4 protein-coding genes and 1 pseudogene are annotated in these 26,180 nt (G+C 74.6%); 4 read left to right on the top strand and 1 reads right to left on the bottom strand.

The features are described from left to right. Window positions 1-132: 132 nt before the first annotated feature. A complete protein-coding gene (locus AMK31_RS05945) occupies window positions 133-951 on the bottom strand; it encodes a shikimate dehydrogenase family protein (RefSeq protein ID WP_079186708.1) in 819 nt (272 codons plus the stop codon). Window positions 952-1,159: 208 nt separating this feature from the next. Here AMK31_RS05945 and AMK31_RS05940 point away from each other — a divergent pair, with 208 nt between their 5' ends. The 4 genes and pseudogenes from AMK31_RS05940 (at window position 1,160) to mhpA (ending at window position 26,024) form a co-directional block, all read left to right on the top strand. Continuing rightward, window positions 1,160-15,853, top strand: a complete 14,694-nt coding sequence (locus AMK31_RS05940; protein ID WP_073939311.1) for a type I polyketide synthase — start codon at window positions 1,160-1,162, stop codon at window positions 15,851-15,853. 39 nt (window positions 15,854-15,892) lie between these two features. Then, window positions 15,893-21,229, top strand: coding sequence for a type I polyketide synthase (locus AMK31_RS40895; protein WP_073939310.1), 5,337 nt, complete (start codon window positions 15,893-15,895; stop codon window positions 21,227-21,229). 63 nt (window positions 21,230-21,292) lie between these two features. Then, window positions 21,293-24,409: pseudogene (locus AMK31_RS40890) on the top strand (type I polyketide synthase); the annotation flags it as partial. 1 nt (window position 24,410) lies between these two features. Then, entirely contained in the window at window positions 24,411-26,024 is a 1,614-nt protein-coding gene (mhpA, locus tag AMK31_RS05925; RefSeq protein WP_073939308.1) for a bifunctional 3-(3-hydroxy-phenyl)propionate/3-hydroxycinnamic acid hydroxylase MhpA, read from the top strand. Window positions 26,025-26,180 lie beyond the last annotated feature (156 nt).

Genomic DNA, 26,180 nt, shown 5'->3' with positions numbered 1-26,180 from the left:
CATGACGGCAGGCTAAGAAGGTCCCGGCCACGGGGAGGGAACCGTGACGGCACTGGGCGGGAACTGCGGCGGCGTGGCCGGCCGGGGGTGCCGCGCGGCCCCGCGCGACGGGGTGCCGGGGGGCCCGCGGGGTCAGCCCAGCTCGAAGAACTCCCGGTACATGCGCAGCTGGTGCGACAGCATGCCGTCGCCGTGGTGGACCGGCAGGCCCAGCGCCGACGCGGTCCGCAGGAGGCGGGTCTCCCGGGGCTTCATGATGATGTCCGCGACGATCGTGCCGGGTGACAGCTCCGCCGGGTCGAAGGGCAGCGGGTCGGTCTCGCGCAGGCCCAGCGGGGTCGCGTTGACGACCAGGTCCGAGGTGCCTACGGCGGCGGGGGTGCCCGCGCGGACCCGGCCCCCGGCGTGCGGTGCCAGGCGGGCCAGGACGGCCCCCACCCGGTCCGCGTCCACGTCCACCACGTCCAGGGACGCCACCCGCGCGGTCACCAGCGCCGCCGCGATCGCGCCGCCCGCGCCGCCCGCCCCCAGCAGGGTCACCCGCTTCCCGGCGGGTGCGTGGCCCGCCGCGACCAGGCCCGCCACGAAGCCGGCGCCGTCGAAGTTCTCCGCGTGCCAGCGGCCGTCCGGCCCGCGCCGCAGCGCGTTCGCGCCACCCGCCAGCCGCACCGCCGCACTGTGCACCTCGGCGAACTCGCGCACCGCCGCCTTGTGCGGGACGGTCACCAGCAGCCCGTCCACGTTGGCCGCGCGCTGCAGCCCGCGCACCACCTCGCCGAGATGGGCGACGGGCGCGTGCACCGGCACCAGCACCGCGTCCAGGCCGAGTTCGGCGAACACCGGATTCAGCATTTCCGGCGCCCGCACCTGCTGAACCGGATCACCGAGAACCGCGAACAGCCGGGTCCTTCCGGAAATCGCCGGGGCCTGCATCCGGGAAATCGAGATCATGGCCAACTCCTCCGATCGTCATTTCTGGCGTGGCTTTTGATCAGGGTCAATTACCTTCGCATTGAGTCACACACCCCTATCTCCGTAACCCTTTCGACGGCAATGCAGGGCCCTCTTAGGGGGGTTGATAGTGGATCCGATCGGCGGCGGAAATGTGACGCTGTTGTCTCCGCTGCAGAAGTCTTTCACTCGACGAGAGGTGTCCGCCATGCTGCGAACCGAGTTGATCCGGCCGGTGCCCGAGTTGCTGAGGGCGAACGCCGATCGCTTCGGGGCCAAGGTCGCGTACCGCGATGCGCGGCGGAGTGTGAGTCACGCCGAACTGGAGGCCCGCACTCGAAGGCTCGCCGGTCATCTGGCCGGTCTGCGACTGCAACCGGGCGACCGCGCCGCGATCCTGCACGGCAACAGCGTGGAGTTCGTCGAGAGCTACCTCGCCATCACCCGTGCGGCGGCCGTCGGCGTCCCCCTCAACCCGCGCCTCACCGAGGCCGAACTCGCCTACCTCCTCGACGACAGCGGTGCCCGCGTCCTGATCACCGAGCCCGCGCTGATGGAGGTCGTCTCCCGGCTGGCCGAGGACCGGCCGCAGCTGAAGGTCGTCGTCACCGGCGACGAGGGCATACCGGTGGGCGCCCCTTCCGGCACCGTCCACTTCGAGACGCTCGCGGAGACCGAGCCGGCCGAGCCGGCCCGTGACGACCTCGGCCTCGACGACGTCGCCTGGATGCTCTACACCTCCGGCACCACCGGCAAGCCGAAGGGCGTGCTGTCCACCCAGCGCAACTGCCTGACCTCGGTGGCCGCCTGCTACGCCCCCATCCCCGGCCTCACCCACGAGGACCGGGTCGTCTGGCCGCTGCCGCTCTTCCACAGCCTCGCCCACATCGTCTGCGTGCTGACCGTGACGGCCGTCGGCGCCACCGCCCGGATCGTCGACGGCTTCTCCGCCGGGGACATCCTGGACGCCGTACGCGAGGAGAAGGCCACCTTCCTCGCCGGTGTGCCGACGATGTACCACTACCTCGTGCAGGCCGCCCGCGAGCGCGGCTTCACCGCCCCCGAACTGCGGATGTGCCTGGTCGGCGGGGCCATCACCACCGCCGAGCTGCGCCGCGCCTTCGAGGACACCTTCGGCGCGCCGCTGCTCGACGCCTACGGCTCCACCGAGACCTGCGGCTCCATCACCATCAACTGGCCCACCGGCGCCCGCGTCGAGGGCTCCTGCGGCCTGCCCGTGCCCGGCCTCGACGTGCGTCTGGTCGACCCGGACACCGGCGAGGACGTGCCCGTCGGGGAGGAGGGCGAGGTCTGGGTCAAGGGCGCCAGCGTCATGGTCGGCTACCACAACCAGCCCGAGGCCACCGCCGCCGCCCTCCAGGACGGCTGGTTCCGCACCGGCGACCTGGCCCGCCGCGACGAGCAGGGCTACTTCACCGTCACCGGCCGCATCAAGGAACTGATCATCCGCGGCGGCGAGAACATCCACCCCGGTGAGGTCGAGGAGGTGCTGCGGACCGTGCCCGGCGTCGCCGACGTCGCCGTCGCCGGCCGCCCCCACGACGTCCTCGGCGAGGTCCCGGTCGCCTTCCTCGTCCCCGGCCCCCAGGGCCTGGACCTGGAGCGGCTGTTCGACGCCTGCCGGGAGAACCTGGCGTACTACAAGGTCCCCGAGGAGCTGTACGAGGTCGAACGCATCCCGCGTACCGCCTCCGGCAAGATCATGCGCCATGTGCTGCCGGCCCGCCCGGCCCGGCTGCGCGCCTCCGGCGACGGCCGCTACGCCGCCCTGTTCCGCACCGACTGGCTGCCCCTGCCCTCCGTCCCGGCCCCGCCGGCCGCCCCCGCCCGCTGGGCGCTCGCCGGAGACATCTACGGCACCGGGCTCGCCGCCGCCCTCCAGGAGCTGGGCCACACCGTCGACACCCACCTCTCCCTCGGCGGCCTCGCCGCGCTCGCCGACGTCGACGCCACCTGCGGCATCGACGCCCTCGACGCCCTCGTCGAGGAACTCGCCGGCGGAGCCGACGCCCCCGACGTCGCCGTCCTGCTGCTCGGCGACGACACCCACGGCACCGGGGCGGCCCGCCGCGCCGAGGCCGCCGAGGCGCTGACCGCCCGGCTCACCGAGACCCTGGACGGCTGGCTCGCCGAGGAACGCACCGCCGGCGTCCCGCTGCTCCTCGCCACCCGCGACGCCGTCGCCACCGGCCCCGACGACGCTCTCGACGGCCTCGCCCACGCCGCCGTGTGGGGCCTGGTCCGCGCCTACCAGTCGGCCCACCCCGACCGGTTCCTGATCGTCGACCTCGGCGCCGACGAGGAGACCGACGAGCCCCGCCTCGCCGCCGCCCTCGCGCTCGCCGCGTCCTCCGGCGAACCGCAGACCGCCGTCCGCGACGGCGTCGTCCTGCGCCCCCGCGTGGTCCGCGCCGCCGCGACCACCGCCCACGGCAACCGCGCCACCGCCCCCGACACCAGCGGCACCGTCCTGGTCACCGGCGCCGACGGGGTCGCCGCCGAACACCTCGCCCGCCACCTCGTCGCCGTGTACCGGGCGCGCCGGGTGCTGCTGGTCAGCCGGGGCGGCCGCAAGGACGCCGCCGCCGTCGCCCTGCGCGACGACCTCGCCCGCGCGGGCGTCGAGGTGCGCCTGGAGGCCGCCGACGTCGCCGACCGCAAGGCCCTCGCCAAGCTGTTCCCGAAGGCGCCCGCCCCCGTCACCGCGATCGTGCACACCGCGGGCCGCGAGGACCTGGACACCGAACGCGGGCGCCGCCAGGCCGTCCAGGGCGCCCTCGCCCTGCACGACTTCACCAAGAACTCCACCCTCGCCACCTTCGTCCTGGTGCCCACCGCGGACGGCCTGCTCGGCACGCCCGGCCACGGCCACGCCGCCGCCGCGTCCGCCGCCGTCGACGCGCTCGCCGGCCACCGCCACGCCCTCGGCCTGCCCGCCCTGTCCTTCGCGCTCGGCCCCTGGGACGGCACCGCCGACACCGCCTCCGGCCCCGCCCCGGCAGGCACCGGCACTTTGGGCACCCCCGAGGCGCTGGCCATGTTCGACGCCGCGCACACCGTCGCCCAGGCCCAGCTGACCGCCGTACGCCTCGATCCGCTGGCGGCCGACCGGCTGCCCGCGCTGTTCGAGGACGTCGTCGACACCCCCACCAGCACGGCCGCCGCACCCGACGAGGACTCCACCGACGCGCTGCGGGCGCGCCTGGCCGGGCTGCCCGAGGCCGAGCAGGACCGGGTCCTGCTGGAGCTGGTCGCCACCCAGGTCCGCGCCATCACCGGCCTGACCTCGTTCGACCCGGCGCGCAGCTTCAAGGAGCTGGGCTTCACCTCCGCCACCGCCGTCGAACTGCGCAACCGCCTCACCGACGACTCCGGGCTCCACCTGCCCGTCACCCTCGCCTTCGACCACCCCAAGCCGGTCGCGGTCGCCGCCTACCTGCGGCGCCGCCTGTTCGCCTCCCCGGCCGGCGACTCCCCGGCCGAGCTGCCCGAACTCGCCGTCTCCGACGAGCCGATCGCGATCGTCGCGATGGGCTGCCGGCTGCCCGGCGGCGCGGTCACCCCCGAGGAGCTGTGGCGGCTGGTCGCCGACGGCGTCGACGCCATCAGCGAGTTCCCCGACAACCGCGGCTGGGACCTGGACGGCCTCTACCACCCCGACCCCGACCACCCCGGCACCTCCTACACCCGGCACGGCGGATTCCTGCCGCAGATCGCCGACTTCGACGCGGGCTTCTTCGGGATCTCCCCGCGTGAGGCCGTCGCGATGGACCCGCAGCAGCGCCTCCTGCTGGAGACCTCGTGGGAGACCTTCGAGCGGGCCGGGATCGACCCGACCTCGCTGGGCGGCTCGCACATCGGCGTCTTCAGCGGCCTCATGCACCACGACTACGGCAGCGACATCCACCAGGTCCCCGAGGGCACCGAGGGCTACCTCGGCATCGGCATCGCCGGCAGCGTCGCCTCCGGCCGCGTCTCCTACACCCTCGGCCTGGAAGGCCCCGCCCTCACCGTCGACACCGCCTGCTCGTCCTCCCTGGTCGCCCTGCACCTGGCCGTGCAGGCGCTGCGCGGCGGCGAGTGCTCCATGGCGCTCGCGGGCGGCGCGGCCCTGATGCCGACCCCCGGCGTCTTCGTGGAGTTCTCCCGCCAGCGCGGCCTCGCCGTCGACGGCCGCGCCAAGGCCTTCTCCGCCGCCGCGGACGGCACCGCCTGGTCCGAGGGCGTCGCCGTGGTCCTGCTGGAGCGGCTGTCGGACGCCCGCCGCAACGGGCACCCGGTGCTCGCCGTCGTCCGCGGCTCCGCCGTGAACCAGGACGGCGCCTCCAACGGACTCACCGCCCCCAACGGCCCCTCCCAGGAACGAGTGATCCGCCAGGCCCTGGCGAGCGCCCGGCTGACCCCCGCGGACGTGGACACGGTCGAGGCGCACGGCACCGGCACCACGCTCGGCGACCCGATCGAGGCCCAGGCCGTCATCGCCACGTACGGGCAGAACCGGCCGCAGGACCGGCCGCTGTGGCTCGGCTCCCTCAAGTCGAACATCGGGCACGCGCAGGCCGCCGCCGGTGTCGCCGGTGTCATCAAGATGGTGATGGCGCTGCGCAACGAGCAGCTGCCCAGGACCCTGCACGTGGACGAGCCGACGCCGAAGGTGGACTGGTCGGCGGGCGCGGTCGAACTGCTGACGGAGGCCCGCCCCTGGCCCCGCCGCGAGGGGCGCGCGCGCCGCGCGGGCGTGTCGTCCTTCGGTGTGAGCGGCACCAACGCCCACGTCGTCGTCGAGGAGGCCCCGGCAGCCGACGAAGTCCCCGCCGAACGCGACGAGTTCACCGGCCCGCTGCCCCTGGTGGTGTCCGGCCGCTCCGAGCAGGCCCTGCGCGCCCAGGCCGCACGCCTGGCCGACCGCCTCACCGACGACCCGGCCGACCTCCGGGACGTGGCCTGGTCGCTGCTCACCTCCCGCGCCGCCCTGGAACACCGCGCCGCGGTCGTCGCCGACGACCTGACCGAGGCCGTCGCCGGACTGCGCCGGATCGCCGACGGCGAGGGCGGGACGGTGGCCGCCGACGGCAGGCTCGCCGTGCTGTTCACCGGCCAGGGCGCCCAGCGCCTCGGCATGGGCCAGGAGCTGTACACCCGCTTCCCCGTGTTCGCCGAGGCGTTCGACACGGTGGTGGCGGAGCTGGACCGGCACCTGCCCAAGCCGCTCAAGGATGTGATCACCGAGGACGCGGAGGAGCTGAACCGTACGGAGTTCACGCAGCCCGCGCTGTTCGCGATCGAGGTGGCGCTGTTCCGCCTCGCGGAGTCGTGGGGGGTTCGTCCGGACTTCGTGGCGGGTCACTCGATCGGTGAGCTGGCGGCCGCGCATGTGGCCGGGGTGTGGAGTCTGGAGGACGCGGCGCGTCTGGTGGCGGCTCGTGGCCGGCTGATGCAGGCGCTGCCGGCGGGTGGCGCGATGATCGCGGTGCAGGCGACGGAGGCCGAGGTGCTGCCGTTGCTGACCGACCAGGTAGGTATCGCGGCGATCAACGGGCCGAACTCCGTGGTCGTCTCCGGTGCGGAGAGCGCCGCCGAGGCCGTGGCCGCCGCGTTCGAGGCGCAGGGCCGCAAGACCAAGCGGCTGACGGTCAGTCATGCGTTCCACTCGCTGCTGATGGACCCGATGCTGGAGGAGTTCCGGCAGATCGCGGCCGGGCTCACCTACAACGCCCCGCGTATCGGTGTCGTCTCCAACGTGACCGGCAAGCTGGCGACCGCCGAGGAGCTGACCTCCCCGGACTACTGGGTCCGGCACGTCCGGGACGCCGTTCGCTTCGCCGACGGGGTCGCCATCCTGCACGAACTCGGCGTGACCACCTTCCTGGAGGCCGGCCCCGACGGTGTCCTCACCGCCCTCGCCCAGGGCTGCCTCCCGGACGCCGACGGCACCGCGTTCGTCACCGTGCTGCGCGGCGGCGTTCCCGAGCCGCGGGCCGCCATGACCGCCCTCGGCAGGCTCTTCGAGCACGGCGCGGCGCTCGACCGGGAGAACGCCCTCGCCGGTACGGACGCCCGCCGCGTCGAGCTGCCGACGTACGCCTTCCAGCGCGAGCGGTACTGGCTGGAGGACGCCGGCGGAGCGGCCGACGTCTCCGGTGCCGGACTCGCCGGCGCCGGGCACCCGCTGCTCGGCGCGGTCACCCAGCTGCCCGACTCCGGCGGGGTGCTCGCCACCGGTCTGCTGTCGCTGCGCAGCCACCCGTGGCTCGCCGACCACGCCGTCTCGGGCACCGTCCTGGTGCCGGGCGCCGCGCTGATCGAGCTGGTCGTACGGGCCGGTGACGAGGTCGGCGCCGGCGCGGTCGAGGAACTCGTCATCGAGGCCCCGCTGGTCCTGCCGGAGCGCGGCGGCGTACGCGTCCAGGTCGTCGTCGGCGGCGCCGAGGACGGACGGCGCACCGTCAGCCTCTACTCCACCCCGCAGGACACCGGCTCGGAGACCCCGTGGACCCGGCACGTCACCGGCACCCTCACCGAACAGCCGCAGGCCCCCGCCTTCGACTTCACCGCCTGGCCGCCCGCGCAGGCCGAGAAGGCCGACCTGGACGGCTTCTACGAGGGCCGGGCCGCCGCCGGACTCCACTACGGGCCGGTCTTCCAGGGCGTACGGCAGGTCTGGCGGCGCGGCGACGAGGTGTTCGCCGAGATCGCGCTGCCCGACGAGGCCGCCGCCGAAGCCGCCCGCTTCGGCCTGCACCCGGCGCTCCTGGACGCCGCGCTGCAGTCCGGCACGTTCTGCCCCGGCCAGGAGGCCGACGCCGAGCAGACACGGCTGCCGTTCGCCTGGAACCAGGTCGCCCTGTACGCCTCCGGCGCCACCGCGCTGCGGGTCCGCGCGATCCCCGCCGGCTCCGACGGCGTCTCCCTGGAACTGGCCGACGCCTCCGGCGCGCCCGTCGCCGCCGTCGGCTCGATGGTGCTGCGCCCGGTCGCCGCCGACCAGCTCGGCGCCGCCCGCACCCCCGTCCACGACGCGCTGTTCCTGGTCGACTGGACGCCGGTGGCCACGGAGGAGGACGCCGCCGGCACCGACGACGCCGTCGCCGACTTCACCGAGCCGGCCACCGGCGAAGGCCCCGCGGCCGCGCTCGACCTGACGGCCCGGGTCCTCGCCGCCCTGCAGAGCCACCTGGAAACCGAGGACGACCGGCTCGTCGTCCTCACCCGCGACCCGCTCACCGACCCGGCCGCCTCGGCCGTGTGGGGCCTGCTGCGCTCCGCCCAGTCCGAGAACCCCGACCGGATCGTCGTGGTCGCCCTCGACGACGAGCCCGCCTCCCGCGCCGCCCTGCCCGCCGCCCTCGCCACCGGCGAGGCGCAGCTGGCGATCCGCGCGGGCCGGGTCACCGCCCCGCGTCTCGCCCGCGCCACGGCCTCCGACGCCCTCGCCGTCCCGGCCGGCACCGACGCCTGGCACCTGGACGTCACCGAGACCGGCACCCTGGAGAACCTGGCGCTGCTGCCCAGCCCCGAGCTGAGCGAGCCGCTCGCCGAGGGCCAGGTCCGGATCGCGGTCCGCGCGGCCGGCCTGAACTTCCGCGACGTGCTCATCGCGCTCGGCATGTACCCGGGCAACGCCCACTTCGGCGGCGAGGGCGCGGGCGTCGTCCTGGAGACCGGCCCCGGCGTGACCTCGCTGCGGCCCGGCGACCGCGTGATGGGCCTGCTCCGCGACGGGTTCGGCCCGCAGGCGCTGGCCGACCACCGCCACCTGGTGCGGATGCCCGCCGGCTGGACGTACGAGCAGGCGGCGAGCGTCCCCATCGTCTTCACCACCGCCTACTACGGCCTGTTCGACCGGGCCGGCCTCGGCGCGGGCGAGTCGGTGCTGATCCATGCCGCCGCCGGCGGTGTCGGCATGGCCGCCGTCCAGCTGGCCCGGCACGCGGGCGCCGAGGTCTTCGGCACCGCCAGCCCCGGCAAGTGGGACGCGCTGCGCGCGAACGGCCTCGACGAGCGGCACATCGGCAACTCCCGCGACCTCGCCTTCAAGGAACGCTTCCTCGAGGCCACCGGCGGCCGTGGCGTGGACGTCGTCCTCGACGCGCTCGCCCACGAGTTCGTGGACGCCTCGCTCGACCTGCTGCCGCGCGGCGGACGCTTCCTGGAGATGGGCAAGACCGACATCCGCGACGCGGACGAGGTCGCGGCCACCCGCCCCGGCGTCGCCTACCAGGCGTTCGACCTGGTGGAGGCCGGCCCGGACCGGGTCCAGGAGATCCTCACCGACCTGGTCGCCCTCTTCGAGCAGGGCGCGCTCGCCCCGCTGCCGGTCAAGGCCTGGGACGTCCGCAAGGCCCCCGAGGCCTTCCGCTTCGTCAGCCAGGCCCGGCACATCGGCAAGGTCGTCCTCACCGTGCCGCGACCCCTCGACCCGGAGGGCACGGTCCTGCTCACCGGCGGCACCGGCACCCTCGGCCGGCTCGTGGCCCGGCACCTGGCCGAGGAGCACGGCGTACGGCACCTGGTGCTGACCAGCCGCCGCGGCATGGCGGCGGAGGGCGCCGGTGAACTCCTCCGCGAACTCGCCGGACTGGGCGCAGACGCGCGCATCGAGGCGTGCGACGCCTCCGACCGCACGGCCCTGAAGGCGCTCATCGCGTCCTTCGAGCAGCCGCTGACGGCGGTCGTGCACACGGCCGGCGTCCTCGACGACGGCGTGATCTCCGCACTCACCCCCGAACGGCTGGCGAAGGTCTTCCAGCCGAAGGCCGACGCCGCCTGGAACCTGCACGAGCTGACGAAGGACCTGGACCTGTCCGCCTTCGTGGTCTACTCGTCCGCCTCCGGCGTCTTCGGCAACCCCGGCCAGGGCAACTACGCCGCCGCCAACGGCTTCCTCGACGGCCTCGCCCGGCACCGCCGCGCGCTCGGCCTGCCCGGCACCTCCCTCGCCTGGGGCTTCTGGTCCGAGACCAGCACCATGACCGAGAACCTGGACGGCGCCGCCCTCCAGCGCAACAAGCGCGACGGCATGCTCGGCATCACCGCCGAGACCGGCAACGCCCTCTTCGACGCGGGCCTGCGCTCGCCCGAGGCCGCGCTCGTCCCGGCCCGCCTCGACCTCGCCGGCCTCCAGGCCCGCGCGGCGGGCAGCCCGGTGCCGCTGCTGCTGCGCGGCCTGGTCCGGCAGACCCGGCAGGCCGCCAGGTCCGCGACCGCGTCGACCGGTTCGCTCGTCCAGGAACTGGCCGCGCTCTCCCCCGAGGAGCGGGAGCAGCACCTGCTCGACCTGGTCCGCGCCCAGGCCGCGACCGTCCTCGGCCACTCCGCCGCCCACACCATCGACGGCGAGAAGGCCTTCAAGGACGCCGGTTTCGACTCGCTGACCTCCGTCGAACTCCGCAACCGCCTGTCCGCCGCCACCGGCGTGCGGCTGTCGGCGACCGTCGTCTTCGACTACCCGACCCCGGCGGTGCTCGCCCGCCACATCGGCACCGAGCTGGGCGTCGACGACCAGCCGGCCGTGGCCGCCGCGGCCACCCCGCAGCACACGGCGGGCGCCGACGAGCCGATCGCGATCGTCGCCATGGGCTGCCGCTTCCCCGGCGGGGTCACCAGCCCCGAACAGCTGTGGCGGCTGGTCGACGAGGGCGTCGACGTCATGGGCGGCTTCCCCGACAACCGGGGCTGGGACCTGGACACCCTGTTCGACCCGGACCCGGACGCCGTCGACAAGTCGTACGTCGACCGGGGCGCGTTCCTCCACGACGTCGGCGAGTTCGACGCGGGCTTCTTCGGGATCTCCCCGCGCGAGGCCCTGGCGATGGACCCGCAGCAGCGGCTCCTGCTGGAGGTCACCTGGGAGACCCTGGAGCGCGCCGGCATCGACCCGGCCGCCCTGCGCGGCACGGACACCGGCGTCTTCACCGGCATCATCAGCCACGACTACACCGTCCGCCTCCAGCAGGCGCCCGCCGAACTCCAGGGCCTCAGGCTGACCGGCACCGCGGGCAGCGTCGCCTCCGGCCGCGTCTCCTACACCCTCGGCCTGGAAGGCCCGTCCCTCAGCGTCGACACCGCCTGCTCCTCGTCCCTCGTCGCGATGCACATGGCCGTGCAGGCGCTGCGCGGCGGCGAGTGCTCGATGGCGCTGGCGAGCGGCGCGATGGTGATGGCCACCCCGGACACCTTCGTCGAGTTCTCCCGCCAGCGGGGCCTCGCCAAGGACGGCCGCGTCAAGGCGTTCTCCGCCGGAGCGGACGGCACCGCCTGGTCCGAGGGCGTCGGCGTCCTCCTGCTGGAGCGGCTGTCGGACGCCCGCCGCAACGGGCACCAGGTGCTCGCCGTGGTGCGCGGCACGGCCGTGAACCAGGACGGCGCCTCCAACGGCCTGACCGCCCCCAACGGCCCGTCCCAGCAGCGCGTCATCAAGCAGGCCCTCGCCAACGCCGGTCTCACCCCGGCCGACGTGGACGCCGTCGAGGCGCACGGCACCGGAACCGCCCTCGGCGACCCGATCGAGGCCCAGGCGCTCCTCGCCACCTACGGGCAGGGCCGCGACGACCGCGACCCGCTGTGGCTCGGCTCGGTGAAGTCCAACATCGGCCACTCCCAGGGCGCCGCCGGTGTCGCCAGCGTGATCAAGATGGTGATGGCGCTGCGCAACGAGGAACTGCCGAAGACCCTGCACGTGGACGAGCCGACGCCGAAGGTGGACTGGTCGGCGGGTGCGGTCGAGCTGCTGACGGAGGCCCGTCCGTGGCCCCGCCAGGAGGGGCACGCACGCCGGGCCGGCGTGTCGTCCTTCGGTGTCAGCGGCACCAACGCCCACGTCGTCATCGAAGAGGCGCCGCACGCCGAGGAACCCGCCGTGGAACAGGGCGACTTCACCGGCCCGCTGCCGCTGGTGGTCTCCGCACGCTCGGTCCAGGCCCTCAAGGCACAGGCGGACCGGCTCGCCGACCACCTCGCCGAGGACCCGGCCGGCCTGCTGGACGTGGCGTGGTCGCTGGTGGAGAGCCGGGCCGCGCTGGAGCACCGGGCCGTGGTGGTCGCCGCGGACCGCGACGAGGCCATCGCCGGACTGCGCACCTTCGCGGCGGGCGACAGCGGCCCGACGACCGTCGACGGCCGACTGGCGGTGCTGTTCACCGGCCAGGGCGCTCAGCGGCTCGGCATGGGTCAGGAGCTGTACGCGACGTATCCGGTCTTCGCGGAGGCGTATGACGCGGTGGTGGCGGAGCTGGACCGGTATCTGCGGAAGTCGCTGAAGGACGTGGACGCCGACGAGCTGAACCGTACGGAGTTCACGCAGCCCGCGCTGTTCGCGATCGAGGTGGCGCTGTTCCGCCTCGCCGAATCATGGGGTGTCCGTCCGGACTTCGTGGCGGGTCACTCGATCGGTGAGCTGGCTGCCGCGCATGTGGCCGGGGTGTGGAGCCTGGAGGACGCGGCGCGTCTGGTGGCGGCTCGTGGCCGGCTGATGCAGGCGCTGCCGTCGGGTGGCGCGATGATCGCGGTGCAGGCGACGGAGGCCGAGGTGCTGCCGTTGCTGACCGACGAGGTGGGTATCGCGGCGATCAACGGGCCCACGTCGGTGGTGATCTCCGGTGTCGACACCGCCGCAGAGGCCGTGGCCGCCGCTTTCGAGGCGCAGGGCCGTAAGACCAAGCGTCTGACGGTCAGCCATGCGTTCCACTCGCTGCTGATGGACCCGATGCTGGAGGAGTTCCGGCAGATCGCGGCCGGGCTCACCTACAACGCCCCGCGTATCGGGGTGGTGTCGAACGTGACCGGCAAGCTGGCGACGGCGGGGGAGCTGACGTCCCCGGACTACTGGGTGCGGCACGTCCGGGACGCCGTCCGCTTCGCCGACGGGGTCGCCGCGCTGCACGAGCTCGGGGTGACCACCTTCCTGGAGGCCGGCCCCGACGGTGTCCTCACCGCCCTCGCCCAGGAGATCCTGGACGGTGCCGACATCCGGCTCGCCACCCTGCTGCGGCGTGGCCGGGGCGAGGCCGAGGCGCTGCTCTCCGCGCTCGGCACGGTGTACGCGGCCGGACGCGCGGTCGACTGGAAGGCGCTGTTCGACGGCACCGGCGCCCGCCGCGTCGAACTGCCCACGTACGCCTTCCAGCGCGACTGGTACTGGCCGCAGGTCTGGGGCGGCACCGGCGACGCCGCGTCCCTCGGGCTCACCGGCGCCGACCACCCGCTGGTCGGGGCCTGGGTGACGCTGCCCGAGTCGGGCGGGGTGCTGGCGACGGGCCTGCTGTCGGTGCGCACCCAGCCGTGGCTCGCCGACCACGTCGTCGGCGGCACGATCCTGGTGCCCGGCGCCGCCCTGGTCGAGCTGGTCGTACGGGCCGGTGACGAGGCCGGCACCAGCGCGGTCGAGGAACTGGTCATCGAGGCCCCACTGGTCCTGCCCGAGAAGGGCGGGGTGCGGATCCAGGTGTCGGTGTCGGCCCTCGACGAGCTGGGCCGCCGTGCGGTCGCCGTCCACTCGGCACCGCAGGACGCCGGCCCGGAGGCCGAGTGGACACGCCACGTCAGCGGCTTCCTCGCCGAGCAGACGCAGGACGCCGGGTTCGACTTCGGCAGCTGGCCGCCGCCGCAGGCCGAACCGGTCGACCTCGACGGCTTCTACGACCGTCAGCTCGCCGCCGGATACGGCTACGGGCCCGCGTTCCAGGGTGTGCGGGCCGTGTGGACCAAGGGCGAGGAGGTGTACGCCGAGGTCGTCCTGCCCGACGGCCAGTCCCCGGAGGGCTTCGGCATCCACCCGGCCCTGCTGGACGCCGCCCTCCAGACGACCAGCTTCCTCGGCGCCGCCGAGGACGGGGTCACCAAGCTGCCGTTCGCCTGGAACCAGGTCGCCCTGTACGCCTCCGGTGCCTCCGCCCTCCGCGTCCGCGCGGTCCGCTCCGGCGCCGACGGCCTCGCCCTCGACCTCGCCGACCACACCGGCGCCCCGGTCGCCGGCATCGGCACCCTGGCCATGCGGGAGATCTCCGCCGACCAGCTCGGCGCGGCGAGCGGCCCGGCCCACGACGCCCTGTACCGCGTCGACTGGATCCCGGTGACCCTGCCGACGGAGACCAGGGCCACGCTCGCGGAGGTCGCCGACGCGGCCGCCGTGCGGGCCCTGGCGGAGGCCGCGTCGGTGCCGGAACTGCTGCTGCTGGACGTCTCCGGGACGGGCGGCGACAGCGCCGCCGCCCACGAGGCGGTCGCGCGGACGCTGGCCGTGCTCCAGGCCTGGCTCGCCGAGCCCCGGTTCGACGGCTCCCGGCTGGCCGTCCGCACCGGCGGAGCGGTCCGGGACGTCACCGACCCGGCCGGTACCGCCGTGTGGGGTCTGGTCCGCACCGCCCAGTCGGAGAACCCCGGCCGGATCGTCCTGGTCGACACCGACGAGCGGTCCGCCGGTCTGCTGCCGGCCGCCCTCGCCACCGGCGAGTCCCAGCTGGCCCTGCGCGACGGCGAGGCCACCGCGCCGCGCCTCGCCCGGGAGACGCCCGCCGAGACCCGCCGCCTGGACCCGGACGGCACGGTGCTGATCACGGGCGGTACGGGCACCCTGGGTGCCCTGCTGGCCGGGCACCTGGTCACCGAGCACGGCGTGCGGCACCTGGTGCTGACCAGCCGGCGCGGCATCGCGGCCGACGGGGCTGCGGACCTGCGGGACTCGCTGGCCGAGTTGGGCGCGGAGGTGCGGGTCGAGGCGTGCGACGCCGCCGACCGCGCCGCCCTCCAGGCGCTCATCGCGTCCTTCGAGCAGCCGCTGACGGCGGTCGTGCACACGGCCGGTGTCCTGGACGACGGTGTCCTCTCCGCCCTCACGCCCGAGCGGCTGGACAGGGTCTTCCAGCCGAAGGTCGACGCCGCCTGGAACCTGCACGAGCTGACGAAGGACCTGGACCTGTCCGCCTTCGTGGTCTACTCGTCCGCGGCCGGTGTCCTCGGCAACCCCGGCCAGGCCAACTACGCGGCCGCCAACGCCTTCCTCGACGGTCTCGCGCAGCTGCGCCGGGACGCCGGGCTGCCCGGCACCGCCCTCGCCTGGGGCCTGTGGGCGGAGGCCACCGGCATGACCGCCCACCTCGACGGCGGCGACCGCGAGCGGGGCAAGCGCGGCGGCATGCTCGGCCTGCCCGGCACGGAAGGCCTGGCCCTGTTCGACGCGGCCCTCGGCTCCGCCCAGGCGCTGCTCGTCCCGGCCAAGCTCGACCTCGCCGAACTGCGCGGCCAGGCGGCCGGAGGCGGCACCGTCCCGACGATCCTGCACGGCCTGGTCCGGCCCCCGGCCCGCCGCAGCGCCAGGTCCGCGGCCGCCCCGGCGGGCGAGACGCTGGCCCAGCGGCTCGCCGGCCGCACCCCGCAGGAGCGGCGCGACCTGCTGCTCGACCTGGTGCGGGTGCAGGTCGCCGGAGTGCTCGGGGTGGCCAACCCGGCCACGATCGACACCGGCCGCGCCTTCAAGGACGCGGGCTTCGACTCGCTCACCGCGGTCGAGTTCCGCAACCGGCTCACCGAGGCCACCGGGGTCCGGCTGCCCGCGACGCTCGTCTTCGACCACCCGACCCCGGCGGCACTCGTCGAGCTGCTGCTCGAACAACTGGAGCCGGAGATGCCGCAGACCGACGACGGACTCTCCGTCCTCACCGAACTGGAGCGCCTGGAGCGGGCCATGGCCGCCCGCCCGGCCGGCGCCGCCGACGACCTCGTCGCCCAGGCCCACCTGGTCGCCCAGCGGCTGAAGGCGCTCACCGACCGGTGGGAGAGCCTGCACCCCGCCCAGCAGCCCGCGGAGGAGGACCAGCTCGACCTCGACACCGCCTCCGACGACGAGATGTTCGCCCTCATCGACAGCGAGCTCGGTCTGTCCTGAACGGACGACACCGATCTTCGAAAGGACACAGAGGCAGACATGAGCAACAGCACCGGAAACCCCGCGAACGGCGGAACCGCCGGAAACACCGAGGACAAGCTCCGCGAGTACCTGAAGAAGGCCCTCACCGACCTGCGCCGCGCCAACGGCCGGGTCCGTGAGATCGAGGAGGAGCGGCACGAGCCGATCGCCATCGTCGCCATGGGGTGCAGGCTGCCCGGCGGCGTCACCGGCCCCGAGGGGCTGTGGCGGCTGGTCGCCGACGGGGTCGACGCCATCACCGAGTTCCCCGACAACCGCGGCTGGGACCTCGACAACCTCTTCGACGACGACCCCGACCACACCGGCACCTCCTACGCCCGGCACGGCGGATTCCTGCACGAAGCGGGGGAGTTCGACGCCGCCTTCTTCGGGATCTCCCCGCGTGAGGCGCTGGCGATGAACCCGCAGCAGCGGATCCTCCTGGAGACCTCCTGGGAGACCTTCGAGCGGGCCGGCATCGACCCCACCTCGCTGGGCGGTCAGAGCATCGGCATCTTCACCGGCGTCATGTACCACGACTACGCCCCCACCGGACGGCACATCCCGCCGTCCGTGGAGGGAATGCTCGGCATCGGCAACTCGGGCAGCGCGACGGCGGGCCGCGTCTCCTACACCCTCGGCCTCGAAGGCCCCGCGGTGACCGTGGAGACGGCCTGCTCGTCCTCCCTCGTCGCCATCCACCTCGCCGCCCAGGCCCTGCGCAACGGCGAGTGCACCATGGCCCTGGCCGGCGGCGTCGCCGTCATGGCCACCCCGGACGGCTTCGTCGAGTTCTCCCGCCAGCGGGGCCTCGCCAAGGACGGCCGCGCCAAGGCCTTCGCGGCCACCGCCGACGGCACCAACTGGTCCGAGGGCGCGGGTCTCCTCCTCCTGGAGCGGCTGTCCGACGCCCGCCGCAACGGACACCAGGTGCTCGCCGTCGTCCGCGGCTCGGCGGTCAACCAGGACGGCGCCTCCAACGGCCTGACCGCCCCCAACGGCCCCTCCCAGCAGCGCGTCATCAAGGCCGCCCTGGCGAACGCCCGGCTGACGCCCGCGGACGTGGACACCGTCGAGGCGCACGGCACGGGCACCTCGCTCGGCGACCCGATCGAGGCCCAGGCCGTCATCGCGACGTACGGCCAGAACCGGCCCGAGGACCACCCGCTGTGGCTCGGCTCGCTGAAGTCGAACATCGGGCACGCGCAGTCCGCCGCCGGTGTCGCTGGCGTGATCAAGATGGTGATGGCGCTGCGCAACGAGGAACTGCCGAAGACCCTGCACGTGGACGAGCCGACGCCGAAGGTGGACTGGTCGGCGGGTGCGGTCGAGCTGCTGACGGAGGCCCGTCCGTGGCCCCGCCAGGAAGGGCGGGCGCGCCGCGCGGGCGTGTCGTCCTTCGGTGTCAGCGGCACCAACGCCCACGTCGTCATCGAAGAGGCCCCTGACGTCGAGGAACCCGCCCTGGAGCAGGGCGAGTTCACCGGCCCGCTCCCGCTCGTCGTCTCGGGCCGCTCGGCGAAGGCCCTGCGCGCCCAGGCCGCACGCCTGGCCGACCACCTCGCCGAGGACCCGGCCGGCCTGCTGGACGTGGCCTGGTCCCTGGTGGAGAGCCGGGCCGCGCTGGAGCACCGGGCCGTGGTGGTCGCCGCCGACCGCGACGAGGCCATCACCGGACTGCGCGCCCTCGCGGAGGGGCAGACGCCGACCTTCCCCACGGGCGGCGGCAGGGTCGCGGCGCTCTTCACCGGCCAGGGCGCTCAGCGGCTCGGCATGGGTCAGGAGCTGTACGCGACGTATCCGGTCTTCGCGGAGGCGTATGACGCGGTGGTGGCGGAGCTGGACCGGCATCTGCCGAAGTCGCTGAAGGACGTGGACGCCGACGAGCTGAACCGTACGGAGTTCACGCAGCCCGCGCTGTTCGCGATCGAGGTGGCGCTGTTCAGGCTCGCCGAATCATGGGGTGTCCGCCCGGACTTCGTGGCCGGTCACTCGATCGGTGAGCTGGCCGCCGCGCATGTGGCCGGCGTGTGGAGCCTGGAGGACGCGGCGCGTCTGGTGGCGGCTCGTGGCCGGCTGATGCAGGCGCTGCCGTCGGGCGGCGCGATGATCGCCGTACAGGCGACGGAGGCCGAGGTGCTGCCGTTGCTGACCGACGAGGTCGGCATCGCGGCGATCAACGGGCCGAACTCCGTGGTCGTCTCCGGTGCGGAGACCGCCGCCGAGGCCGTGGCCGCCGTCTTCGAGGCGCAGGGCCGCAAGACCAAGCGGCTCACTGTCAGCCATGCGTTCCACTCGCTGCTGATGGACCCGATGCTGGAGGAGTTCCGGCAGATCGCGGCCGGGCTGACGTACAACGCCCCGCGTATCGGGGTCGTCTCAAATGTCACCGGCAAGCCGGCGACCGCCGAGGAGCTGACCTCCCCGGACTACTGGGTCCGGCACGTCCGGGACGCCGTCCGCTTCGCCGACGCGATTCCGGCGCTCCAGGAGCAGGGTGTCACCGCGTTCCTGGAGCTGGGCCCCGGCGGGGTGCTGACCGCGATGGGCCAGGAGTGCGTCGCGGACGACTCGGACGCCCTGTTCGTGCCGTTCCTGCGCACGGGTGTCGCCGAGCCGTACAGCGCGGTGACGGCGGGCGGCCGGCTGTTCGCGGCCGGGCTGCCCACGGAGCTGGGCGCGCTGGCCGCCGGCGGACGCCGGGTGGAGCTGCCGACGTACGCCTTCCAGCGCGACTGGTACTGGCTGCGCCCGCTGGACACGCGCTCCGACGCGGCCTCGCTGGGCCTCACGTCCGCCGGGCACGCCGTGCTGGGTGCCTCGGTGGCGCTGCCGGACTCGGGCGGGGTGCTGGCCACCGGCGTGCTGTCGGTCCGTACGCACCCGTGGCTCGCGGACCACGCCGTCGGCGGCACGCTTCTGGTGCCCGGCGCGGCCCTGGTCGAACTGGTGGTGCGGGCCGGCGACGAGGCCGGGGCCGGGGCGGTCGACGAGCTGGTCATGGAGGCGCCGCTGGTGCTGTCCGAGCGGCAGGGCGTCCGTGTCCAGGTCGTGGTCGGCGGCGCGGCGGCCGACGGGCGGCGTTCCGTCAGCGTCTACTCCGCCCCGCAGGACGCCGGCCCGGACACTCCGTGGACGCGGCACGTCAGCGGCACCCTCACCGAGCAGCCGCAGCACGCGGGGTTCGACCTGACGGCCTGGCCGCCCGCCCGCGCCGAGCGGATCTCCCTGGACGGCTTCTACGAGGCGAAGGCCGCCGCAGGGTACGGCTACGGGCCCGCCTTCCAGGGCGTACGGGCCGTGTGGACCGAGGGCGAGGAGCTGTTCGCGGAGGTCGCGCTGCCCGAGGGCCAGTCGCCGGAGGGCTTCGGCATCCACCCGGCCCTGCTGGACGCCGCCCTCCAGGCGACCGGCTTCCTCGACGCGGACAGCGGCGGGACACGGCTGCCGTTCGCCTGGAACCAGGTCGCCCTGTACGCCTCCGGCGCCTCCGCGCTCCGGCTGCGGGCGGTCCCGGCGGACGGCGAGGGCGTCCGGCTGGAGCTGGCCGACACGTCCGGCGCCCCCGTCGCCGTCATCGGCGGTCTGGTGACCCGGCCGTCGGCGCCGGACGCCTTCGCGCCGGGCCGGGCCCTCGCGCAGGACGCGCTGTTCCGCGTCGAGCAGGTGCCCGTCACCGTCTCGGGGACGGTCCCGTCCTTCGCCGTGCTCGACACCGATCCGCGGGAGTTCGCCGCGGCGGTACGGGCGGGCGCCGACGTACCCGCCGTCGTGATCGCCGACCTCACCCGGGCGCGGGCGGCCGAGGGGCCGGAGCGGGCGCGTGAACTCGCCGTCCGCGCCCTGGACCTCGTACAGACCTGGTCCGCCGCTCCCGAGCTGGAGTCCACGACGCTGGTGCTGCGCACGCGGGGTGCCGCCGGCGACGTCACCGACCCGGCCGCCGCCGCCGTGTGGGGGCTGGTGCGGTCGGCCCAGTCGGAGAATCCGGGGCAGTACGTCCTCGTCGACGCGGACGACAGCGCGACGCCCGGCGAGATCGCCGCCGCGGTGGCGGGGTCCGGTGAACCGCAGCTGGTGATCCGCGAGTCGGCGGTCGGCGCGCCGCGCCTCGCCCGTGCCACGCCCGCCGGTACGGGTCGCGGCCCGGACCCGGACGGCACGGTGCTGATCACGGGCGGTACGGGCACCCTGGGTGCCCTGCTGGCCCGGCACCTGGTCACCGAGCACGGCGTGCGGCACCTGGTGCTGACCAGCCGGCGCGGCATCGCGGCCGACGGGGCTGCCGAACTGCGGGACACGTTGGCCGAGTTGGGCGCGGAGGTGCGGATCGAGGCGTGCGACGCCGCCGACCGCGCCGCCCTCCAGGCGCTCATCGCGTCCTTCGAGCAGCCGCTGACGGCGGTCGTGCACACGGCCGGTGTCCTGGACGACGGTGTCCTCTCCGCGCTCACCCCCGAGCGGCTGGACAGGGTCTTCCAGCCGAAGGTCGACGCCGCCTGGAACCTGCACGAGCTGACGAAGGACCTGGACCTGTCCGCCTTCGTCCTGTACTCCTCCATCGCGGGCACCGTCGGCAGCGCCGGCCAGGGCAACTACGCCGCCGCCAACGCCTTCCTCGACGCGCTCGCCCAGCGGCGCCGGGACGCCGGGCTGCCCGCCGTCTCCCTCGCCTGGGGCGTCTGGGAGCAGGACGGCGGCATGCAGGACACCCTCGCCCACAGCGACCGTGAGCGGATGGCCCGCAGCGGGATGCGGCCGCTGACCGGCGCGGAGGGCATGGCCCTCTTCGACGCCGCCCTGCGCGGCCCGGAGGCCGCCCTGGTCGCCGCACGGTTCGACTTCCCGGCGCTGAACGCCCGTACGGCTCAGGCGGCCACGCCCGCCCTGCTGCGGGGGCTGGTCCGCCCGGCCCGCCGGTCGGCGCAGGCCGCGTCCGCCCCGGACGCCGCCGAGTCGTTCGCCGAGCGGCTGGCCGCGCTGCCGGCCGAGGAGCGCGGCCAGGCCCTGCTGGACCTGGTCGCCGAGCAGGCCGCCGCCGTCCTCGGACTGGCGGGCGCGGACCAGGTGGCGGACGACCAGGCCTTCAAGGACCTGGGCTTCGACTCGCTGACCGCCGTCGAACTGCGCAACCAGCTCGCCGCCCGCACCGGCGTGCGGCTGCCGGTGACGCTCGTCTTCGACCACCCGACACCGGCCGCGCTCGCCAGGCGCCTGCACGAGGAGCTGGCCCCCGAGCCCGCCCCCGCGCCCGCCGCGCAGGCCGCGGACACACCCGAACCGGCGGCCGACGTGATCGCCGACATGGACGTGGAGAGCCTCGTCGCCCGTGCCCTCAGCGGCGCGGCCAACTGATTCGGTCTCGGACCGGGAGAGAAGATCATGACTGTTTCCGACGAAAGGCTCGTCGAGGCCCTGCGCGCCTCCCTCACCGAGAACGAGCGGCTGAAGCGCGAGAACGAGCGGATCACCGCCGCCGCCCAGGAGCCCATCGCCATCGTGGGCATGTCCTGCCGGCTGCCCGGCGGGATCACCTCGCCCGAGGAGCTGTGGTCCCTGGTGTCCGGCGGCCGTGACGCCGTCACCGGCTTCCCCACCGACCGCGGCTGGGACCTGGACGGCCTCTACCACCCGGAGCCCGGCCACCCCGGCACCACCTATGTGAAGGAAGCCGGGATCCTGCACGGCGCCGGCGCCTTCGACGCGGGCTTCTTCGGCCTCTCCGACCGGGAGGCCCTGGGCACCGACCCGCAGCAGCGGATCCTGCTGGAACTGGTCTGGGAGGCCCTTGAGCGGGCCGGCATCGACCCGCAGACCGTGCGCGGCACCGACACCGCAGTCTTCGCGGGCCTGATGTACCACGACTACGCCAACGGGGTGCGCAAGCTCCCCGAGGGAGTCGACGCCTTCCTCGGCCTCGGCAAGTCCGGCAGCGTGCTGTCCGGCCGGGTCTCCTACCTGTACGACCTGACCGGCCCGTCCGTCACGGTCGACACCGCCTGCTCGTCCTCGCTCGTCACCCTGCACATGGCCGTCCAGGCGCTGCGCGGCGGCGAGTGCTCGATGGCCCTCGCGGGCGGTGTCGCGGTGATGGCCACGCCGGACGCGTACGTCGGGTTCGCCGCCCAGCGCGCGCTCGCCCCCGACGGCCGCATCAAGGCGTTCTCGTCCTCCTCCGACGGCACCAACTGGGCCGAGGGCGCGGGCGTCCTGGTCCTGGAGCGGCTGTCGGACGCCCGCCGCAACGGGCACCGGGTACTGGCCGTCGTGCGGGGCTCCGCCGTCAACCAGGACGGTGCCTCCAACGGGCTGACCGCGCCCAACGGGCCGTCCCAGGAACGCGTCATCAAGGCCGCCCTCGCCGCCGCCCGGCTGAACCCGGCCGACGTGGACACGGTCGAGGCGCACGGCACCGGCACCGTGCTCGGCGACCCGATCGAGGCGCAGGCGCTGATCGCGACCTACGGGCAGGACCGGCCGCAGGACCGGCCGCTGTGGCTGGGCTCCCTGAAGTCGAACATCGGGCACGCGCAGGCCGCCGCCGGTGTCGCCGGTGTCATCAAGATGGTGATGGCGCTGCGCAACGAGCAGCTGCCGAAGACCCTGCACGTCGAGGAGCCGACGCCGAAGGTCGACTGGTCGGCCGGCGCGGTGCGGCTCCTCACCGAGGCCCGGCCCTGGCCCCGCGAGGACGGCCGCCCGCGCCGCGCCGGTGTCTCCTCCTTCGGCATCAGCGGCACCAACGCCCACGTCCTGCTGGAGGAGGCCGACACCGAGGCCGGCACCGACTCCAAAGCTCCGGTGGAGCCCGTGACCGGGCGTCCCGTCGCCTGGGCGCTGTCCGCCAAGTCTTCCCAGGCGCTGCGCGAGCAGGCCGCCCGCCTGGACGCCTTCCTCGGCACCGCGGACGACGACCTCACCCCGTACGCCGTCGGCCGCTCCCTGGCGCTGACCCGCACCGCCTTCGACGAGCGGGCCGTGGTCGTCGGCGACGGCCTGGACGCCCTGCGGGAGAAGGTCCGCGCCCTCGCCGAGGGCGACGCCTCGGCACCCGGCGTCGTGCGCGGCAGCCGCACGAAGGGCCGCCTGGCCGTGCTGTTCACCGGCCAGGGCTCGCAGCGGCCCGGCATGTGGCGGGAGCTGTACGACACCTTCCCCGTGTTCGCCGAGGCGTTCGACGCGGTGGTGGCGGAGCTGGACCGGCACCTGCCGAAGCCGCTGAAGGACGTGGACGCCGACGAGCTGAACCGCACGGAGTTCACACAGCCCGCCCTGTTCGCCGTCGAGGTGGCCCTGTACCGGCTGTACGAGTCGTGGGGTGTGCGTCCGCAGGCCCTGGCCGGGCACTCCGTCGGCGAGCTGGTCGCCGCGCACGTCGCCGGGGTGTGGAGCCTGGCCGACGCGGCCCGCCTGGTCGCCGCCCGCGGCCGGCTGATGCAGGCCCTGCCGGCCGGCGGCGCCATGGTCGCCGTACAGGCCACCGAGGACGAGGTGCTGCCGCTGCTCACCGACGGCGTCGGCATCGCCGCCGTCAACGGGCCGAAGTCCGTGGTGGTGTCCGGCGTCGAGGCGCGGGCCGAGGCGATCGGGGAGGAGCTGCGGGCGCGCGGCCGGCGGGTCAAGCGGCTCACCGTCAGCCACGCCTTCCACTCGCCGCTGATGGACCCGATGCTGGACGAGTTCCGGCAGGTCGCCGCCTCGCTCACCTACGCCCGGCCGCGCGTCCCGGTCGTCTCCAACGTCACCGGGAAGATCGCCGCGCCGGCCGAACTCACCGACCCCGAGTACTGGGTCGGGCACGTCAGGGCCGCCGTCCGGTTCGCCGACGGCGTGCGCGCCCTGCACGACCACGGCACCACCACCTTCCTGGAGCTGGGCCCCGGCGCGGTGCTGTCCGCGCTCGGCCCCGCCTGCCTGGGCGACGCCGCCGACGCCGTCGCCTTCCTGCCCGCCCTGCGCGTCGACGCCCCCGACGCGCACACCGCTCTCGGCGCCGCGGGCGGGCTGTTCACCCGGGGCGTCCGCATCGACTGGACGGCGCTGTACCCCGAGGAGGCGCGGCGGGTGGAACTCCCGACGTACGCCTTCCAGCGCCGCGACTACTGGCTGGAGGCCGGCACCGTCATGACCGAAACCATCACCGCCGTCGAGGAAGCGACCGAGACCACCACCCCCGGCGCCGAGCCCGAGGACGCGGCCCTGGAGGCGACCCGGCGGCAGCTGCTGGAGCGGCTGGCCGGACTGACCGACGCCGAGCGGACCGACACCCTGGTCGAACTGATCACCGCCGAGGCCGAGATCGCCCGCACCCAGCAGAACCCCGACGAGACCTTCGACGACGAACTCGACGGCGACAGCCCGTTCTTCGAGGTCGGCTTCAACTCCCTCAGCGCCGTCGAGCTGCGCAACCGGCTCGTCGAGGCGACCGGCGTCCCGCTCAGCCCGATGCTGCTGTTCGACTACCCGACCCCGGCGTACGTCGCCGAGTACCTGGTCGAGCAGCTGGCCGCCGACCTCGCGAACGGGGGTGCCTGAGATGACGTACCCGCCCGCCCACTCCGACGTCCTGATCGTCGGCTACGGGCCCGTCGGCCAGCTCCTCTCGCTGCTGCTCGCCGACCGGGGCCGCACCGTCACCGTCGTGGAACGCTGGCCCCAGGCCTACCCGATGCCCCGCGCCGTCGCCTTCGACGGCGAGGGCGCCCGCACCCTGTCCGCAGCCGGCATCGGCGGGCTCGTCGGCCGGATCGGCGAGCCCTCCGGCGAGTACCTGTGGCAGAACGCCGACGGCCAGGTGCTGCTGCACATCGACGGCTCGGAACGGAAGCTGGCCGGCTGGCCGGAGTCCACCTCGATGTACCAGCCCGCGCTCGAGGCCGAGATGGAGGCGCGCGGCGCCGGGCTCGACAACATCACCGTCCACCGCGGCCACGAGGTGACCGCCCTCACCGAGCACGGCGACACCGTCGAGGTCACCGCGGTCGACCGGGACGGCGGACAGCGGCGGTTCACCGCGTCCTGGGTGGTCGGCTGCGACGGCGCCAACAGCTTCGTCCGCCGCGCCCTCGGCAGCGAGCTGACCGACCTCGGCTTCTCCCACGACTGGCTGGTCTGCGACGTCGTCCACCACGACGCCCGGGTCTTCGAGCCGAACAACCTGCAGATCTGCGACCCGGCCCGGCCCCGCACCTCGGTGTCGGCGGGACCCGGCAACCGCCGCTACGAGTTCATGCGGGTAGCGGGGGAGACCATCGAGGGGCTGAACACCCCGGAGGCGTCCTGGGAGCTGCTGAAGCTGTTCGACGCCACCCCCGAGAACTCCACCCTGCGCCGCCACCACGTCTACACCTTCAAGGCCGGCTACGCGGACCGCTGGCACGGCGGCCGGCTGGTGCTGGCGGGTGACGCCGCCCACCTGATGCCGCCGTTCGCCGGGCAGGGCATGTCCTCCGGCTTCCGCGACGCGGGCGCGCTGGCCTGGCGGCTGGACGCGCTGCTCGCGGGCGCCGCCGGGCCGCAGGTGCTCGACGACTACGAGGAGGAGCGCCGCACCCATGTGAAGTGGGCCATCACCATGTCGGTCAACCTCGGCCGGATCATCTGCCAGACCGACCCCAAGGCCGCCGCCGACCGCGACCTGGTGATGAAGGCCGCCGCCGAACGCGCCGCCGCCCGCGGCGAGTCCCAGCAGCGCTCCCCGCTCCAGCCGCTCGCCAAGGGCTTCCTGCGCCGCGCGGCGAACGGCAGGCCCGCCAGGCCGGCCGGTTCCCTCTCCCCGCAGGCGACGGTCGCCCGGGGCGCGCACAGCGCCCTGTTCGACGAGGTCGTCGGCCTCGGCTTCGTCCTGCTCACCGCCGACGACCCGGCCGCCCTGCTCGGCGACGGCGAACGGCGGGCGCTGGACCGGCTGGGCGCGCACACCGTCCGCGTGCTGCCCGCCGGCACCGACCCGGCGCAGGCCGGGCCCGGCGAGGTGGTCGACGCCGACGACGTCTACCTGCCGTTCCTCACCGGCGCCGGCGCGACCGCCGTACTGATACGCCCCGACTACTACGTCTACGGCGCCGCCACCGGCGCCGACGACGTACGAGCCCTGATCCGGGAGGCGCACAGCGCGTTCTCGGCCCCCGCGGCGGTCGCCGCCGTCTGACCCGGGAGGAGGCACCCGAGGCGGAAGCCCGCGCAGAGCACCCTCTGCGCGGGCTTCCGGCTTTCCCACCGCTCCCACGTGGTGACCTGCGTGTTCCACCGGTGCCCGAGCGGGCGTCGACCGGTCGTCGAAGGTTTGCGGCCAGCCTCCGGGTGC

This window comes from Streptomyces sp. TSRI0107 (assembly GCF_001905845.1).
Classification (GTDB): Bacteria; Actinomycetota; Actinomycetes; order Streptomycetales; family Streptomycetaceae; genus Streptomyces.
The sequence above is the reverse complement of the archived record's forward strand: the minus strand, read 5'-3'. Positions and strand labels throughout refer to the sequence as shown.